The sequence below is a fragment of the Staphylococcus pseudintermedius genome, assembly GCF_034042775.1.
Taxonomy (GTDB): domain Bacteria; phylum Bacillota; class Bacilli; order Staphylococcales; family Staphylococcaceae; genus Staphylococcus; species Staphylococcus pseudintermedius.
The window spans coordinates 1929261-1946204 of the sequence record NZ_CP120150.1 but is presented as its reverse complement, the minus strand read 5'-3'; the positions used below and the strand labels follow the sequence as shown (position 1 = coordinate 1946204).

Genomic DNA, 16944 nt, shown 5'->3' with positions numbered 1-16944 from the left:
ACGTCTTTAATCCCATTATACCCTATGCTGCTTTCCAACAAACGAGGGGCACCATCACGTACATCATCGTGGTGGATATGATAAAATGAAGGCGGTGATAAAAATGATAGAAATTGGTCTAACAGGGTGGGGCGATCATGACACCTTGTATGAAGATTTACAGCGCAAAGCAGATAAATTACAAACTTATGCAAGTCATTTTCCAGTCGTTGAATTAGATGCGTCATATTATGCCATCCAACCTGAACGTAATATTGTGAAATGGATTAGTGAAACGCCACAACGCTTTAAATTCGTCGTCAAAATTCATCAAGCACTGACGTTACATGCAGATTACCACGACTATGCAGACACGATTGAAAGTTTATTTCATGATTTTCGACGGATGTTGCAACCTTTAGTTGAAGCAGATCGTTTAGCGATGGTCCTCGTTCAGTTTCCGCCTTGGTTTGATTGTAATGCTAAAAATATTAAATATATTCGCTACGTCCGCGCACAACTCGAACAAGTACCGGTATGTATCGAATTTCGTCATCAATCTTGGTTCCAAGGCGAAATGAAAGAGCATACGCTACAATTTTTAACAGACAATCAACTTATTCATTCGGTATGTGATGAACCTCAAGTAGGAGAAGGCAGTGTCCCATTAGTGAACCGCATTACACATCAAACGGCACTCGTTCGACTTCATGGACGAAACAAGTATGGTTGGACGAAAAAGGATATGACGGACCAAGAATGGCGGGATGTGCGGTATCTTTATAATTATAACGCTGAAGAATTACAACAATTAGCAGATAAAGTGACATTATTAAATCAAAAAGCGCAACATGTATATGTCGTGTTTAACAACAACTCAGGCGGTCATGCTGCAGCAAATGCCAAGTATTTTCAAAAACTTTTAGGCATTGATTATGAAGGTTTAGCACCACAACAACTTAAATTGTTTTAGAGGAGGGCGTGACGTTGAGTATTATCATTCTTATTCTCGTAGGATTTTTATCCGCTATTATCGGTTCTTTAGTTGGAATTGGTGGTGGCATTATCATTGTACCGACATTAATTTATTTTGGTGTCACGTTAAATATTTTAGGGGGCATTACACCGCAAACTGCAATTGGTACATCATCCATTATTTTAATTGCGACAGGGTTGTCCTCAACGGTAGGTTATTTAAAACAAAAGCAAGTGGATGTAAAAAATGGCATCATATTCACGATTGGTATCATTCCAGGGGCGTTGATTGGTGCTTATTTAAGCCAATATTTAACGCTACATTCATTTAATTTATACTTTGGGATGTTTCTAATTCTCATCTCTGTATTATTAATGGTCCGTCATCGTATACCACCGATTAAAGCCTTCCAACAAGAACGCTATATGAAGTCATTTACAGATGCACACGGTGAACATTATCGTTATGGTGTTGTTCCAACTATTGCGATTATTGCGTCATTTATTATTGGTTTAACAGCAGGCTTATTTGGCATTGGCGGTGGTGCATTGATGACACCATTAATGTTGCTTGTATTCCGTTTCCCACCCCATATTGCAGTAGGGACAAGTATGATGATGATTTTCTTCTCAAGTGTGACTGGTTCCATCGGTCATATTATGTTAGGTCATGTGTTATGGGGGTACAGTTTGATTTTGATCATTTCAAGTTGGGTCGGCGCACAATTAGGTGTGAGATTGAATAAAACGGTCAAATCCGATACCGTAGTTTTAATTTTACGATTAGTCATGCTAGGATTAGGGATTTATCTCATTTTACAATCATTCTTTAACTAAAAAGTGAGGCGAGATTATGCGTTTAACGATTTATCATACGAATGATATTCACAGTCATTTACATGCTTATTCACGTATCACAGCATATTTAACAAAGGCACGTGCACAATTAACGCATCCTTCTCGTTATGTCGATATCGGCGATCATGTCGATTTATCCTTACCTGTAACAGAAGGCACGTTAGGGAAACGCAATATAGAACTCCTGAATGAAGCGGGATGTGATGTAGCGACAATCGGAAACAATGAAGGTATGACGATTTCACATGAAGCGTTGAATGCATTGTACGATGAGGCACAGTTTAAATTGACGTGTACGAATGTATTAGATGAATCAGGTCAATTACCACACAACTTTTTGACATCTTATATTGAACAAATTGAAGGCGTGCGTGTGATGTATGTCGCAGCAACAGCGCCATTCACCCCATTTTATCGCGCACTAGATTGGGTGGTGACTGATCCTCTTGATGCGATACAACAAGAAATCGCCGCGCATAAGGGTGAATATGACGTTTTAATTGTATTGAGTCATGTTGGTATCTTTTTTGATGAGAAACTTTGCGAAACACTACCAGAAATTGATGTTATCTTTGGTGCCCATACCCATCATTACTTTGAAGACGGTGAAATTCAAAATGGTGTATTAATGGCGGCAGCAGGAAAGTACGGTCAATATTTAGGGGAAGTGACGCTAGAGATAGAAAACGGTAAAGTCATTGAGAAGACTGCGATGTTACATCCACTTGAGCAATTGCCTGAAGTTGAGACGAACTTTGAAGCGGAAGGGAAAGCACTCCTCAACGCACCAGTCGTGGATACACCGATCACTTTGCAACGTGCGATGAATCATATTACAAAAGCGAGTTATTTGTTAGCTGAAAGCGTGCACGAATTTACCGAAGCAGACTGTACAATTATTAATGCGGGTTTGATTGTCAAAGGCTACACGGCACAACGATTAACCGAATATGATATCCATCAAATGTTGCCCCATCCAATCAATGTCGTACGTATTCGTTTAACAGGGGCTGAATTGAAAGAAGTGCTATTGAAAGCCCGTGCTCAAGAATATATGTACGATTACGCCCAAGGTCTAGGCTTTCGTGGGGATATCTTTGGCGGTTATATTTTATTTGAAGCGGGCTACATTGAATCGAGTGAACGCTACTTTGTGAATGGCAAAGAGATTGATGATGAGGCGACTTATATTTTAGGGACGGTAGATATGTACACGTTTGGACGCTATTTTCCAACTTTAAAAGGCGGTCACATCCAATACTTAATGCCTGAGTTTTTGAGAGACATATTTAAAGAAAAGTTGTTAACGGTTTAATTTGCATGAACAGGAGATTTTAATTTCTTGTAAAGTTCGTTATAATAGAGTAAGACCTATAAATTATGGGAGGTTTTCCGCTGTTATGGCTACAAAAAATGAAGAAATTTTACGCAAACCAGATTGGCTTAAAATAAAGTTAAACACAAACGAGAACTACACAGGCTTAAAGAAAATGATGCGCGAAAAAGGACTACATACTGTATGTGAGGAAGCAAAATGTCCAAACATCCATGAGTGCTGGGGTGAGCGTCGTACGGCTACATTTATGATCTTGGGTGATGTTTGTACACGTGCATGTCGTTTCTGTGCAGTTAAAACAGGTTTACCGAATGAGTTGGACTTAGGTGAGCCAGAACGTGTCGCTGATTCAGTGAAACAAATGAACTTGAAACACGTCGTTATCACTGCAGTAGCGCGTGACGACTTGAAAGATGCCGGTTCAAATGTATACGCTGAAACAGTACGCAAAGTTCGCGAGCTTAACCCATTCACAACAATTGAAATTTTACCTTCTGACATGGGTGGCGACTATGAAGCATTAGAAACATTAATGGCTGCACGTCCGGACATTTTAAACCACAATATCGAAACAGTACGTCGTTTGACACCAAGAGTGCGTGCGCGTGCCACTTACGATCGTACATTAGAATTTTTACGTCGTTCTAAAGAGTTGCAACCAGACATCCCAACAAAATCAAGTATTATGGTGGGATTAGGTGAAACAATTGAAGAACTTCACGAAACGATGGATGATTTACGTGCGAACGGTGTAGACATTTTAACAATCGGTCAATATTTACAACCTTCTCGTAAACATTTAAAAGTACAAAAATACTACACACCATTAGAATTTGGTAAATTGCGTAAAGTTGCGATGGAAAAAGGCTTCAAACATTGTCAAGCGGGTCCATTAGTGCGTAGTTCTTACCATGCAGATGAACAAGTAAATGAAGCAGCTAAAGCGAAACATCGACTTGGTGAAGAACAACTTAAATTATAAGAACCAGGTGATGAACGTATGATTAAAGTAGGAAACCATTATTTTGAATTATTAACGTCATATAAAGATGGGTTCAATGAAGATGATTTTATTGCGAGATATTCTGAAATTCTAGATAAATATGACTTTGTCGTTGGGGACTATGGTTACGATCAATTGAGATTAAAGGGCTTCTATCATGATTCCTATAAAAAAGCAGATTTTAACAAACGCTTTTCAACGATACAAGATTATCTCTATGAATATTGTAATTTTGGATGTGCCTACTTTGTCGTACGTCGACTTTCAAAAGCAGAAGTCGAACAACAATTAGGACATGATGCGCCTATTGATGCAACAGATAAATTGAAGGATGTCAAAATACAACCGACAATACAAGATTAAATCATTCGAATGATATATGAGCAGCATGTGCATAGTGAAGTATAGTGAACTTCATCGTGTGCGTGCTGTTTTTTATTTGGGATATTAAGTATTGACTGTGATCAGTTAAGCAGAAAAGAGAGGAAAGCGCTGAAAAAATAAGCATTGCAAGACGTTTGATGACGCGGAAATCTTGCTCCAGTCTCTCTACAGAAAATGATTGAGATGATGAAGTGGGAATATTGGTGAAAAATGGCATGAAGAAGAAAAGTAATTGTAGAACCTTGTAGCATTAGATGTCCTGCGCCATAATAGTTAAAAACCGAGGAAGACTCCCGAGGGAAGATGTAAAAAAACAATAACGTCATTTAACTTTAAATGTGGCTAGTGTTCAACGCAGTAGATGTCTGATTGCTCAAGGTTTGCACTTTTGAGAAGCCTAGCCAAGCTTGCGGGGGCAGTATGACGAAATCTTTGTTGTACATGAAATTTATGTCCTGCTCCCAAAATCCATTTCGGCTACATCCCAATATACACTTTAATCAAGTTGAATTGCGTTGAAGGGATAGCGCCTAGGAAAGCGTAGCACTGTTCGGCAATCGAACGAACAAAAAATAACCTATGTACAACAAAGATTTAAAATTACCACTACTGAATCACTTCATGCAAATAAGCCCTAATCTCATCGCCCTCTTCTTCACTCACGCCCAAAATATAAGCAATATAACCTTCTTCCTCTAAATCATCCGTCCCAATAATCCCAAACTTATTCGTCTGCGTATTCAACACTAACGTCTTACCATAATGACGATCCGTTTGAATCAACACCAAATCATAACGGCTATGCTCACCAACAAAGCCAACAAAACGAATTTGAGAAGGTTCTATATCATCATATAAAAACATATCTATCATGTGTGTAACTCCTTTAAAATCATGTTAAGGCAAGTATAGCGATAAATGAAGTTGCATGCAAAATTATGATATGATAGAGGGGAATAGGGGTGACCATAAAGTGTATTTTGTTGATAAAACACAATTAGAAACGAAATTAAAATATTTAAAACAACTCACTGAAGATTATGAGACGGTAAAATCAAATCATTACGCATTTGAACGTGTCGCACAAATGTTGATTGAGTCCTCAGTCGATATCGGCAACATGATTATCGATGCCTTCATTTTGAGAGACCCAGGCAATTATAAAGACGTCATTGATATTTTAGAGCTTGAGGGCGCCATTTCTAAAGAGACCCAACACGCTTTACACGAAACGATAGATGTGCGCCGTCAGTTCGTGCACTATTACGATACATTAGATATAGCGCAGTTAATCCCATTATTTGATCAAACAGTCCCATTTTATGAGCAGTTTATTGAAGAAGTTTTACAGTTTTTAGAAAATGAAAATGTCCCTGTAACAGCATTTGGAAAAGGAGCGCAATAAGCAATGAAAGCATACAAAGGCTATTTAATCGACTTGGATGGAACGATGTATAAAGGTAATCAAAAAATTGAAGGTGCATCTGAATTTATTGATTACTTAAATGAAAATCAAATTCCACATTTATATGTGACGAATAACTCAACGAAAGCACCAGTCGATGTAGTGGAAAAACTAACGACGATGGCCATTGACGCAAAGCCACAAGAAGTCATTACGTCAGCAATGGCAACAGCAGATTATATCCATGGTGAAAAACCAGGTGCCACAGTTTTTATGATTGGGGGCTCTGGATTAGCGACAGCATTAGAAGAGGCGGGCTTACAACTTGAAAATGGCATCGATGTCGATTACGTCGTTGTAGGTTTGGACGAAGCGATTACTTATGAAAAACTAACGACAGCAACGTTAGCCGTTCAAAACGGTGCGACATTTATTTCTACCAATCCGGACCCATCGATTCCTAAAGAACAAGGCTTTTTACCAGGCAACGGTTCTTTGACAAGCGTTGTAACGGTATCATCTAAACAACAGCCGATTTTTATTGGTAAACCTGAAACACCTATCATGGAAAAATCGTTAGAAGTGCTACAACTGAACAAAGATGAAGTGGCGATGATTGGTGATTTATACGACACGGATATTATGGCAGGAATTAACTTCGGCATCGATACGATTCATGTTCAAACAGGTGTAACGTCGAAAGAAGAAGTCATGCAACGTGACGTACCGCCGACTTATAGTGTGAAAGATTTGAATGAGTTACGTGAACAATTAATCAAAGGCGAGTGATGAGAGATGGAAAAAATTTTAGTAACGCGACGTATTCCACAGAAATTTGTAGAACGACTTGAAACTTTAGGTGAAGTTGAAATGTGGGATCATGAATTGACACCTATGCCACGTGAGAAATTTATAGCAGCAGTCCAAGATAAAACAGCGATACTTGTCACGTTAAGTGAAAAAATCGATGTCACTTTATTTGAAGCGGCGCCGAATTTGAAAATTGTCGCAAATATGGCTGTAGGTTTTGACAATATTGATTTACAAGCAGCAGCGCAACATGAAGTCGAGATTTCAAACACACCACATGTGCTAACTGAGACAACAGCTGAATTAGGCTTTGCGCTTATGATGGCAACGTCCCGACGTATCGTAGAAGCAGAAAAATATGTTCAAGATGGCAAATGGGAAAGCTGGGGCCCTTATTTGTTAGCCGGTAAAGATATTTATCAATCTAAAGTTGGTATTTATGGAATGGGTGAGATCGGTCGTGCCTTTGCGCGTCGTTTAAAAGGATTCCACGCTGACATTTTGTATCACAACCGTTCGCGAAATATTCAAGCCGAACAAGAATTAGGTGCGTTTTACACATCATTTGATAAATTGATTAAAGAAAGTGATTTTGTCATTTGTACGGCACCGTCTACACCTGACACGCAAAATAAATTTAATAAAGAAGTATTCAAGAATATGCGTAAGGATGCGATTTTCATTAATATCGGTCGTGGGGATTTAGTTGTTGAAGAAGATCTCGTTGAAGCGATTGAAACAGGAGAAATTGCCGGCTGTGGTTTAGATGTCGTGCGCGATGAACCAATTCGTACAGATCATCCGTTACTGCAGTATCCGAACGTCATTGTAACACCACATATCGGTAGTGCGACTGTACTCACACGTGACCAAATGATCCAAACGTGTTTATTAAATATTAAGGACGTTTTAGAAGGTCAAAAACCGCGCAATCAAGTTAAAATGGGTTAGCATTTCAACATAAAAAAGAGCTGGGATTATTGTCTTTTCCCAGCCTTTATCTATTCATTAAAGATTATAAAACAGCAGAAAAAAGAGGATGAATTGGATGAAAAATTGATGCTATTGTTTTTCTGGATTTTATAAACTTGCTCTTAGTTTTACTTTATTTAATGTAAGATTGCCTAGAAAGCTGAAACTCGTGAGGAATTGACTACATACTGCTAACTGTCACTTTTTTACATTAAAAGTGGTTACCGTTTAACGCAGTAGCTGTCTGACTTCTCAATGCGCATGCTTTTGAGAAGTCTAGTCAGCCTTGCGGGGCAATACGACGACATCTTTGTGACACAAACGCTTTTTGTACTGCTCTCAAAATCCAATTCGGTATCTATCTTGTTTACATTATAATCAAGTCGAATTGAGTTGAAGGTTCAGTCCCTGGGAACGCGTAGCCATGAGTGCAATCATAAACACAAATGGTAGGATATGAGGGCGAGTTAAACCAGAATACTGCATCAATAGCATCAAAAATTTTTTTGTGTCTCATCTTCTTTTTTTCTCATATGAAATACGACATTGAATTAAACATGTTGTTAGAATACTTGTTCGACCTCGACAACACCTGGTACTTCTTCTACTAATGCACGTTCAATCCCAGCTTTTAAAGTAATTGTACTACTTGGGCATGTGCCACAAGCACCGAGTAATTGAAGTTTTACAATACCATCTTCCACGTCGACAAGTTCACAGTCGCCACCGTCACGTAATAAGAACGGGCGTAATTTCTCAATGACTTCTGCAACTTGATCGTACATTGTAGCATTTTCAGTTGGCATGCGTAATGCCTCCTTTCAAATTTAAATGGTTCATTTTATCCTTATCTTTTTATTATAATAGAATCAGTACAAAAAATCTATCGAATCAATTAGGGGGGATGGCTATGGAAAAAGTAAGTGTCGTTGTGTATGGTGCAGAAGTCGTTTGTGCAAGTTGCGTGAATGCACCGAGTTCGGAAAACACGTATGATTGGTTGAAAACATTATTACCACGAAAATATCCAAACATCGATTTTGAATACACATATATTGATATTATGGGGGCACAAGATAATTTGTCAGATCATGATATACAGTTTATTGAACAAATTCAAGAAGATGAATTGTTTTACCCATTAGTGACGATGAACGATGAATATGTGGCAGATGGTTATATTCAATTGAAACCAATTAAACGTTTTATTGAACGCAACTTTGAAGTATCCGCAGAATAGGAGAAGTAGAGAATAATAGCGGGGTTAGGAATAGAAGGTTTTTATCCTTAATTCTTTCGTAAGTTTCATGATTCATTAATGATTTTAAAGCAATCGGAAAATGAGGGTAAATGGGATAGAAAAAATTGATGCTATTGTTTTTTGATTTCATAAACTTGTTCTCAGTTTCACTTTATTTGATATCAGATTTTATTTGATGCACTTTTGAGTTGATTTCCGTAACATTAGGGCGTGATTGTAGCACCTCTAATATAAAAATGCCAAAATGGGCACGCATTCCGAGGATGAGCCTATAGGAACGTAAGCTCGTTTTGGCATTTATAAAATTAGCGTTTAAATGAACAGTAAAAGCTCAATTTCTATCCGTTATGATGTTTATACAACCAAAGTACGCCTGATTTCAAGATGGAAGCTAAACGTCCAGTTACCGTTGTATCCATCAAATAAGCAAAACCTTTCTTTTCACCTAAAGAACCTAGAAAACCTTGAATCTTAATTTCAGGCATTTTTTCAGGTAAATTTTTCCCTTTCCACAATGTCGTTAACACCATCGCGATTTGGTCAGCTTGTTCTTCAGCGAGTTGTGCGCTCGGGGCATGTGGCAAGTTCGCACAGTCTCCAACAACATATACATTAGGATACGTTGGGATTTGGTGATATTGGTTCACCATCACGCGATTACTACGACTTAAGTCAACAGGCAGATTTCGCACGATTTCGACAGGTTGAATTCCTGCAGTCCAGACGATGAGGTCGTGTTCATTTTTCGTTTCTTTATTATAAAGTATACCTGGTTCAACTTTGACGATATCCGAATTAGGCACGACTGTGACATCGTGTTGATCGAACCATTTTTTAACATAATTACTTAATTTTTCAGGGAATTGATTTAAAATACGCTCACCGCGATCGTATAAGTAGATTTTCAAATCGCTACGACTTTCGCGTAATGCACTCGCGAGTTCGATACCACTTAAACCAGCACCGACAATACCGACAGTTGCATTGGTAGGAAGATCAGAAATGTCGTGGTAAGTTTTACGAGCGTCATGTAAAGTTTGGATGCTGTACGTATATTCTTTAGCACCTGGGACATTGTGGTATTTATCTTCGCAGCCTAGACCGATCACTAGTTCATCGTAATCGACTTTTGTTTGACCTACAGAAATGATTTGATTGTCTAAATCGATATCTGTAATTTCTCCGTATACTGTGTGGGTTCTGTCATGTTGTGGGAAATTAACACGTACCTCTTTATCAGATTTAGAGCCAGCAGCTAATGCATAAAATTCTGTTTTAAGCCCATGGTAAGGCATCCGGTCGATTAACGTCATATTATAATCATTTGGAAGCGCGTCTGGTAAAATTTTAGACATAATGCGCATGTTACCATAACCGCCGCCTAGCAATACTAAATTCTTCATTTTGATACCCCTCTTTAGTGATGTATATTCCGATATCTATTTCAGCAATGGACTCCACACAAAACGAAATAGGCACCGTTCAAGTTATTGATCATAGCTCTAAATTTAATTATATCCCTTTTTCGAAAGCCACACAAACAAAGGAAAACACGTGCTTTCAAAATTTTTCACAAACCAATTTTGTCAATCCAATCGATGTGTATGATGAAGCGTTAACATGAGCCGTCTCATAGATGTCCGTTCTAAAATTTGTTATACTGATAACATTAAAACATAGAAGAGGGTGTAAAATGAATCCGATTGTCGAGTTTTGTATTTCTAATATGGCGAGAGGTTCAGAAGTTGTTTACCAAACTTTAGAAAATGATCCGGGAGTGGATGTTCTAGATTATGGTTGCCTTCAAAACTGTGGGATTTGTTCGTCGGGACTCTACGCACTTGTGAATGGTGATATAGTTGAAGGTGATACGCCAGACGATTTATTGCAAAATATTTATAAGCATATAGAAGAAACGTGGACTTTTTAAGGAGGCTAAAACATGGCAGTAGTCAATTTGACAGAAGCAGCAGCATATGAAGTGAAAGATATGTTGAAGCAAAATGATATGGCAGATGGTTATTTAAAAGTGAAAGTAAACGGTGGGGGTTGTACAGGTTTAACGTACGGCATGACTGCTGAAGCTGAACCAGGTGAAAATGATGAAGTACTTGAATTTTTCGGTTTAAAAGTACTTGTAGATAAAGAAGATGCGCCGATTTTAAATGGCACAACTATTGACTTTAAACAATCTTTAATGGGTGGCGGTTTTCAAATCGATAATCCGAACGCGATTGCATCATGTGGTTGTGGTAGCTCATTTAGAACAGCGCAGGCGGCAGGTTCACCAGAAAGTTGTTAATCGAGTGAATGGTGGACAACATCCTTTTTAATGCGATTTATGTCATGCTTAAAAAGACTGAAATGTAACATATGAAAGCAACTACAGAGTGATATTGAATATCCGAGACTCTTCGCCATATCGAATTGTCTCGGTTTTCTTCGTATGACACGGATGCATTCAAAATGAGATCGAGTAGGTGGCATAGCATAGGCTAAGCGTACTTACAATGATTTGACGCGTCACAATATTTTTTTAAGATGAGCGACAAAAATAATGAAAATCTGTTGAAAACTTATAGGGTATTAACTTGAATTCAATAATAAAAAACTATACACTAATGAATGACAATATTTTACAATTTTGTGTACTGTAAAAATTGAGAGGGTATACAGTATTATTGGAATTTGATTATATTTACGAAAGAATAGGTGAATGCAAATGGCAGAACGTAAAAAAGTACTTGTTTTAGGTGCTGGTTATGCGGGCTTACAAACTGTTACAAAACTTCAAAAAAAATTATCAGAACAAGACGCACAGATTACTTTAATCAACAAAAACGACTATCACTATGAAGCAACTTGGTTACATGAAGCTTCAGCAGGTACATTAAATTATGAGGACGTCTTATATCCAATCGAAAACGTGTTGAAAAAACATGTTGATTTCGTTCGTGCGGAAGTAACAAAAATCGACCGCAATGCGAAAAAAGTTGAAACAACACGCGGTATTTTCGAATATGATATTTTAGTTGTTGCTTTAGGTTTTGAATCAGAAACATTTGGCATTGAAGGTATGAAAGAACACGCTTTCCAAATCGAAAATGTCAATACTGCGCGTCAAATCTCTCGCCATCTTGAAGATAAATTTGCAAATTATGCTGCATCAAAAACAAAAGACGACAAAGACTTAGCGATTCTTGTCGGCGGAGCAGGATTCACTGGAATTGAATTTTTAGGTGAATTAACAGACCGTATTCCTGAACTTGCTAACAAATACGGTGTAGAACAAAGTAAAGTAAAAGTTACTTGTGTAGAAGCTGCGCCAAAAATGTTACCAATGTTTTCTGATGAGCTTGTTAGTCATGCAGTGAGCTATTTAGAACAACGCGGTGTAGAGTTCAAAGTCGGTACACCTATTGTTGCAGCAAATGACAAAGGTTTCGTTGTTAAAATTAATGATGAAGAGCAACAATTAGAAGCGAACACTGTCATTTGGGCTGCAGGTGTTCGTGGTAGCCAATTAATGGAAAAATCATTCGAAGGCGTTAAACGTGGACGTATTGTAACGAAACAAGATTTAACTATCGAGGGTTACGATGACATCTTCGTCATTGGTGACGTCTCTGCATTCATCCCTGAAGGTGGCGATCGTCCATTACCAACAACAGCTCAAATCGCAATGCAACAAGGTGAAAAAACAGCTTCTAACATTGTGAATATCTTAAAAGGTGCACCAACAGAAGACTTCAAATATAGCGATCGTGGTACAGTATGTTCATTAGGTCGTCATGACGGTGTGGGTATCGTTTATGGCCGCGAAATTACTGGTAAAAAAGCAGCATTCATGAAACGTGTCATTGATACACGTGCCATCTTTAAAATTGGTGGTTTAGGTTTAGCTTACAAAAAAGGTAAATTTTAAGCATTAATCAACCCTGCTTTGATTCGACGATATTAAAATCAGGAGTCTCACTGAGTAAGGTTTTGAAATAACGCATTGATGATGAAACGGTATGACTTTTATCAGTCCAATGCTTGATTAGAGAAAAAGATTTTAAGCATACGGTATACATATACAGTGTAACAAAATGTATATGATAACTGCAGGGAGTGGAAAAGGGATCTAAATGTCATATTTAGGTTGCTCTTCTACTCCTTTTTTACATATTAAAAAGGAGTGAAAGTGATGCCTTCACAGCAAACAGAAACAGCAGCTGCGATCATTGCAGGTGTTCCAGAACATTTAAACCAATATTTCGATGTCGTGAAACAGGATACGGCATTTTTCGAAGCATTGACGGAATTAAAAGCACATCATCTCATCAGTTCAAAAGTAGGTGAAATTGCGTCAACTGGAGTCACAATAGAAAATCAAATGTATCGTTTAATTACGGTAGGTCTCGGTAATTTGAACCAATTGAAAGCACAAGATTATTTGAAAATATGGGGCAAATTATTCCAATATTTACAACAAGGTGCGATTGCTAAAATCAATTTAAAAGTGAATACATTTTTAGCCAAATCACTAGAATCAGAAACGATATTTAAATTAATGGGTCTTCAAAGTGAACAGGCGATTTATCAATTTGATGATTATAAATCTGATAAAAAAGCACCGTTCCATCTTAAAATGGTATTGGATTGTGACCAAGTGTCAGACTATACAGATCCAATTGAAGTGGGACAAAAGTTAGGTCGTGCCGTTAACCGCGCGCGTGATTTGAGTAATACACCACCAAATATTATGACGCCTGCTTATTTAGCTGAAACGGTTGAACAGTATTTTAAAGATACAGCAGTTAAAGTCCACATTAAAGATGAACACGCGATTGTACAAGAAGGATTCGGATTAGTCCAAGCTGTCGGCAAAGGGTCTGTACATCCTCCGCGTATGATTACATTAGAATATCAAGGAGATCCGGACCATGAAGATCGAGTGATCGCTTTAGTCGGTAAAGGGATTACGTACGATTCAGGTGGTTATTCCATCAAATCTAAAAATGGCATGCCGTCAATGAAATTTGATATGAGTGGTGCGGCTAACGTCATTGGTATGGTTGAAGCAATCCGAGCATTGAAACTCAAAGTGAATATTGTAGCCGTTATTGCGGCAGCAGAAAATATGATTGCGAATAATGCGATGAAGCCGGATGATGTATTTACAGCGGTCAGTGGTGAAACCGTCGAAGTGCCGAATACCGATGCGGAAGGGCGTTTAGTGTTGGCTGACGCGACGTTTTATGCGAACCAATACAAGCCCGAGATGATTATGGACTTCGCAACATTGACAGGAGCGGCAGTTGTTGCATTAGGTGAAGATAAAGCAGCCGTGTTCCAACATCGTGTCCAACCAGAAGTGTTGAATCAAATTTTTCAAGCTTCTCAAATTTATGAAGAACCTGTGTTTGAGTTGCCGATTACTGAGACAGAACGTAAAAATATTAAAGCATCAGATGTGGCAGATTTAACGAACCATGTCAATGCGCACGGTAAAGCTTTATTTGCGGCAGCATTTATTATGCATTTCAGTGGTCAAACACCACATCTTCATTTTGATATTGCGGGACCAGCAACAATCAATAAAGCGACACATAAAGGTCCAAAAGGTCCAACAGGTTTTATGATTCCTACAATTGTCACATGGTTGAAAAATCAATACGGTATGAATCAGTAAAGAAAGGGGGAGTGTGCCATGAATTTGTGCCACTCCCGCTTTAATTTTGATGTAGTAAGCATTGACGAATGACGTGACAACTGTTACAATTATACCCATACGCTTTAGCTCGATAATGAATTAAAGGAGATAGAATAATGAATGCTGTGTTAATAGCGGTCGTCATCATGATAGTGCTCTGTTTATGTCGGCTCAACGTCGTCATTAGTTTATTTATTAGTGCACTCATCGGCGGATGGATTGCAGGTCTGCCATTTGATAAAACGATTACAACTTTTACAGAAAATATTGTGGATGGGGCAGAAGTAGCGCTCAGTTATGCTTTACTCGGTGGCTTTGCTGCACTCATTTCATACAGTGGGATTACAGATTATCTCGTACGTAAAGTGATTTTATCTATTCGTGCAGAAGAGACAAAAGTTTCGAGAATTAAAGTGAAAGTACTCATTATCGTGAGCTTACTATTACTGAGTATCATGAGTCAAAACGTGATTCCAGTCCATATTGCTTTTATTCCAATTGTGATTCCCCCTTTATTAAGCTTATTTAATGAATTGAAAATCGATCGCCGCTTAATTGCGATGATTATTGGTTTTGGTCTATGTTTTCCGTATGTCTTATTACCATTTGGCTTCGGTCACATTTTCCATGAGATCATTCAAAAAGGATTTGAAAAGGCACACCATCCGATTGAATTTAATATGATCTGGAAAGCAATGCTCATACCAGCATCAGGTTATATTATCGGACTTATTATCGCCATGTTTTATTATCGTAAACCGAGAACGTATCGGGAAACGGCAGCGCAAGAGGAAGAGGTGGCTGTGGATTTAAAACCATCTGTCATTATCGTTACGGTTGTTGCGATTTTAGCTACATTTCTCGTTCAAATGTTCTCAGATTCAATGATTTTCGGTGCATTGGCAGGGGTGCTTGTCTTTTTCATTTCTGGTATTTATTCTTGGCGCAAACTCGACGACCAATTTGTGGATGGCATTAAAATTATGGCTTACATCGGCGTCGTGATTTTAACTGCGAATGGTTTTGCAGGTGTGATGAATGCGACAGGTGATATTGAAAAGTTAGTGACCGGCTTAACTACGATTTCAGGAGATAATTTATTGGTAAGTATTGTACTCATGTATCTCATCGGTTTAGTCGTGACTTTAGGAATTGGTTCTTCATTTGCGACGATCCCAATTTTAGCCGCGCTCTTTATACCGTTTGGTGAAGCAATGGGAATGAGTACGATGGCATTAATCGCATTAATCGGTACAGCGAGTGCACTTGGGGATTCAGGTTCTCCAGCGAGCGATTCGACATTAGGACCAACAGCAGGACTCAATGTAGACGGTCAGCACGATCATATTCGTGATACGTGTATTCCGAACTTTGTCTTTTATAATATACCACTCATTATTATGGGAACGATTGCGGCACTCGTATTATAATAATAGAAAAAGGAGTGACCCTCATGACAAACTTAATCGAGTTATTAGAAATGAAAGTCGAAGCACAGGAGGACGGCTATTTGAAAATGTCGATGCCTGTGACGGATAAAGTCAAACAGCCATTTGGTTATTTACATGGCGGAGCATCACTCGCATTAGGGGAAACAGCATGTTCGCTAGGCTCGGCCCATTTAATAGACACTTCGACGCATATTCCTCTAGGGTTAGAAATGAATGCGAACCATATCAGTTCAGTCCGTGAAGGTGTCGTTTATGCAGAAGCACGCATTTTGCATCAAGGTAGTACAACGCATGTGTGGGACATTCATATTAAAAATCAAGCAGGGCAGTTGATTTCAGCTATGCGCGGTACGATTGCGATTAAACCATTGAAGCAGTAATTTGAGAGAAGGGCAGACATAGAAAATTTTGAAGCTATTGATGTAGTATTTTGTTTAACTTGCCCTCCATTTGATTTGTGGTTTTTGATTGCCATCATGGCTTCGCATTCCGAGGGGCTAGTCCTTCAACTCACTAATGTTGGATTAAACTGCTACATTTGTTGAGGCGTTAGTGGATTTTGGGAGCAGTACAGAACCCTCATGTGTCACAAAGATTTCGTCGTACTGCTTCCGCAAGGCGTGCTGGACTTCTCAAAAGTGTATACATTGAGAAGTCAGACCGCTAATGCGATAAACAGTAGCCACTATTAAAGTGTAGAGGTCACTGTAAGCAGTATGCATGCCTTCCCACAGGCGTCTCAGCCTTCTGAACAACCTTATAGTAAACATTTTGAGGGCATGTTTATGAAATGAAAACAATTCATAGCATCC

At 38.5% G+C, this 16944-nt stretch carries 18 protein-coding genes; 15 read left to right on the top strand and 3 right to left on the bottom strand.

Annotation, left to right across the window (positions count from 1 at the left end):
- Positions 1–103: 103 nt before the first annotated feature.
- The 5 genes from P3U61_RS09145 (at position 104) to P3U61_RS09125 (ending at position 4514) form a co-directional block, all read left to right on the top strand.
- Positions 104–952 (top strand): DUF72 domain-containing protein, encoded by an 849-nt coding sequence (locus P3U61_RS09145; RefSeq protein WP_014614438.1) that lies wholly within the window; start codon positions 104–106, stop codon positions 950–952.
- Positions 953–960: 8 nt separating this feature from the next.
- Positions 961–1791, top strand: coding sequence for a sulfite exporter TauE/SafE family protein (locus tag P3U61_RS09140; protein ID WP_041613273.1), 831 nt, complete (start codon positions 961–963; stop codon positions 1789–1791).
- 16 nt (positions 1792–1807) lie between these two features.
- Entirely contained in the window at positions 1808–3127 is a 1320-nt protein-coding gene (locus P3U61_RS09135) for a bifunctional metallophosphatase/5'-nucleotidase (RefSeq protein WP_130921608.1), read from the top strand.
- Between the two features lie 85 nt (positions 3128–3212).
- The gene (gene lipA, locus P3U61_RS09130; RefSeq protein ID WP_014614435.1) at positions 3213–4130 is read left to right on the top strand and encodes a lipoyl synthase; all 918 of its coding nucleotides are present in this window, start codon (positions 3213–3215) and stop codon (positions 4128–4130) included.
- A gap of 18 nt (positions 4131–4148) precedes the next feature.
- Positions 4149–4514 (top strand): YutD family protein, encoded by a 366-nt coding sequence (locus P3U61_RS09125; protein ID WP_014614434.1) that lies wholly within the window; start codon positions 4149–4151, stop codon positions 4512–4514.
- A gap of 627 nt (positions 4515–5141) precedes the next feature.
- On the opposite strand, the gene P3U61_RS09120 is transcribed toward P3U61_RS09125, so the two are convergent.
- Complete coding sequence (locus P3U61_RS09120) at positions 5142–5408, bottom strand: DUF3055 domain-containing protein (protein ID WP_020219501.1); 267 nt, start codon at positions 5406–5408, stop codon at positions 5142–5144.
- A gap of 100 nt (positions 5409–5508) precedes the next feature.
- Here P3U61_RS09120 and P3U61_RS09115 point away from each other — a divergent pair, with 100 nt between their 5' ends.
- From P3U61_RS09115 to P3U61_RS09105, 3 genes are read left to right on the top strand one after another with little or no spacing between them, the layout of a single operon-like run.
- Positions 5509–5940 (top strand): DUF86 domain-containing protein, encoded by a 432-nt coding sequence (locus P3U61_RS09115; protein ID WP_031253621.1) that lies wholly within the window; start codon positions 5509–5511, stop codon positions 5938–5940.
- A 3-nt stretch (positions 5941–5943) separates the two neighbouring features.
- Positions 5944–6729, top strand: a complete 786-nt coding sequence (locus P3U61_RS09110) for a TIGR01457 family HAD-type hydrolase (protein WP_014614431.1) — start codon at positions 5944–5946, stop codon at positions 6727–6729.
- Between the two features lie 6 nt (positions 6730–6735).
- Positions 6736–7701: a 2-hydroxyacid dehydrogenase gene (locus tag P3U61_RS09105; RefSeq protein WP_130921606.1), complete on the top strand. Its 966-nt coding sequence runs from the start codon at positions 6736–6738 to the stop codon at positions 7699–7701.
- Between the two features lie 584 nt (positions 7702–8285).
- On the opposite strand, the gene P3U61_RS09100 is transcribed toward P3U61_RS09105, so the two are convergent.
- Positions 8286–8528, bottom strand: coding sequence for a NifU family protein (locus P3U61_RS09100; RefSeq protein WP_014614429.1), 243 nt, complete (start codon positions 8526–8528; stop codon positions 8286–8288).
- Positions 8529–8632: 104 nt separating this feature from the next.
- Between P3U61_RS09100 and P3U61_RS09095 the strand changes: the two genes are divergently transcribed.
- The gene (locus P3U61_RS09095; RefSeq protein ID WP_101458262.1) at positions 8633–8962 is read left to right on the top strand and encodes a YuzD family protein; all 330 of its coding nucleotides are present in this window, start codon (positions 8633–8635) and stop codon (positions 8960–8962) included.
- A 359-nt stretch (positions 8963–9321) separates the two neighbouring features.
- On the opposite strand, the gene P3U61_RS09090 is transcribed toward P3U61_RS09095, so the two are convergent.
- Positions 9322–10386: an NAD(P)/FAD-dependent oxidoreductase gene (locus P3U61_RS09090; RefSeq protein WP_014614427.1), complete on the bottom strand. Its 1065-nt coding sequence runs from the start codon at positions 10384–10386 to the stop codon at positions 9322–9324.
- A gap of 290 nt (positions 10387–10676) precedes the next feature.
- On the opposite strand from P3U61_RS09090, the gene P3U61_RS09085 reads away from it, so the two are divergent.
- From P3U61_RS09085 to P3U61_RS09060, 6 genes are all read left to right on the top strand, one after another.
- Positions 10677–10913 (top strand): YuzB family protein, encoded by a 237-nt coding sequence (locus P3U61_RS09085; protein WP_014614426.1) that lies wholly within the window; start codon positions 10677–10679, stop codon positions 10911–10913.
- Between the two features lie 12 nt (positions 10914–10925).
- A complete protein-coding gene (locus P3U61_RS09080; RefSeq protein ID WP_014614425.1) occupies positions 10926–11285 on the top strand; it encodes a HesB/IscA family protein in 360 nt (119 codons plus the stop codon).
- A gap of 420 nt (positions 11286–11705) precedes the next feature.
- The gene (locus tag P3U61_RS09075) at positions 11706–12908 is read left to right on the top strand and encodes an NAD(P)/FAD-dependent oxidoreductase (protein ID WP_014614424.1); all 1203 of its coding nucleotides are present in this window, start codon (positions 11706–11708) and stop codon (positions 12906–12908) included.
- 264 nt (positions 12909–13172) lie between these two features.
- A complete protein-coding gene (locus tag P3U61_RS09070) occupies positions 13173–14660 on the top strand; it encodes a leucyl aminopeptidase family protein (RefSeq protein ID WP_096538061.1) in 1488 nt (495 codons plus the stop codon).
- A 134-nt stretch (positions 14661–14794) separates the two neighbouring features.
- Complete coding sequence (locus P3U61_RS09065; RefSeq protein WP_063284811.1) at positions 14795–16111, top strand: Na+/H+ antiporter family protein; 1317 nt, start codon at positions 14795–14797, stop codon at positions 16109–16111.
- Positions 16112–16134: 23 nt separating this feature from the next.
- Entirely contained in the window at positions 16135–16512 is a 378-nt protein-coding gene (locus P3U61_RS09060) for a PaaI family thioesterase (protein WP_037543544.1), read from the top strand.
- Positions 16513–16944: the final 432 nt, after the last annotated feature.

Bases quoted from the DNA above. Each gene is read 5' to 3' on its own strand.
- P3U61_RS09100 (WP_014614429.1), bottom strand. From the start codon at position 8,528: ATGCCAACTGAAAATGCTACAATGTACGATCAAGTTGCAGAAGTCATT.
- P3U61_RS09110 (WP_014614431.1), top strand. From the start codon at position 5,944: ATGAAAGCATACAAAGGCTATTTAATCGACTTGGATGGAACGATGTAT.
- P3U61_RS09135 (WP_130921608.1), top strand. From the start codon at position 1,808: ATGCGTTTAACGATTTATCATACGAATGATATTCACAGTCATTTACAT.
- P3U61_RS09075 (WP_014614424.1), top strand. From the start codon at position 11,706: ATGGCAGAACGTAAAAAAGTACTTGTTTTAGGTGCTGGTTATGCGGGC.
- P3U61_RS09060 (WP_037543544.1), top strand. From the start codon at position 16,135: ATGACAAACTTAATCGAGTTATTAGAAATGAAAGTCGAAGCACAGGAG.
- P3U61_RS09120 (WP_020219501.1), bottom strand. From the start codon at position 5,408: ATGATAGATATGTTTTTATATGATGATATAGAACCTTCTCAAATTCGT.
- P3U61_RS09095 (WP_101458262.1), top strand. From the start codon at position 8,633: ATGGAAAAAGTAAGTGTCGTTGTGTATGGTGCAGAAGTCGTTTGTGCA.
- P3U61_RS09125 (WP_014614434.1), top strand. From the start codon at position 4,149: ATGATTAAAGTAGGAAACCATTATTTTGAATTATTAACGTCATATAAA.
- P3U61_RS09090 (WP_014614427.1), bottom strand. From the start codon at position 10,386: ATGAAGAATTTAGTATTGCTAGGCGGCGGTTATGGTAACATGCGCATT.
- P3U61_RS09145 (WP_014614438.1), top strand. From the start codon at position 104: ATGATAGAAATTGGTCTAACAGGGTGGGGCGATCATGACACCTTGTAT.
- lipA (WP_014614435.1), top strand. From the start codon at position 3,213: ATGGCTACAAAAAATGAAGAAATTTTACGCAAACCAGATTGGCTTAAA.
- P3U61_RS09105 (WP_130921606.1), top strand. From the start codon at position 6,736: ATGGAAAAAATTTTAGTAACGCGACGTATTCCACAGAAATTTGTAGAA.
- P3U61_RS09080 (WP_014614425.1), top strand. From the start codon at position 10,926: ATGGCAGTAGTCAATTTGACAGAAGCAGCAGCATATGAAGTGAAAGAT.
- P3U61_RS09070 (WP_096538061.1), top strand. From the start codon at position 13,173: ATGCCTTCACAGCAAACAGAAACAGCAGCTGCGATCATTGCAGGTGTT.
- P3U61_RS09085 (WP_014614426.1), top strand. From the start codon at position 10,677: ATGAATCCGATTGTCGAGTTTTGTATTTCTAATATGGCGAGAGGTTCA.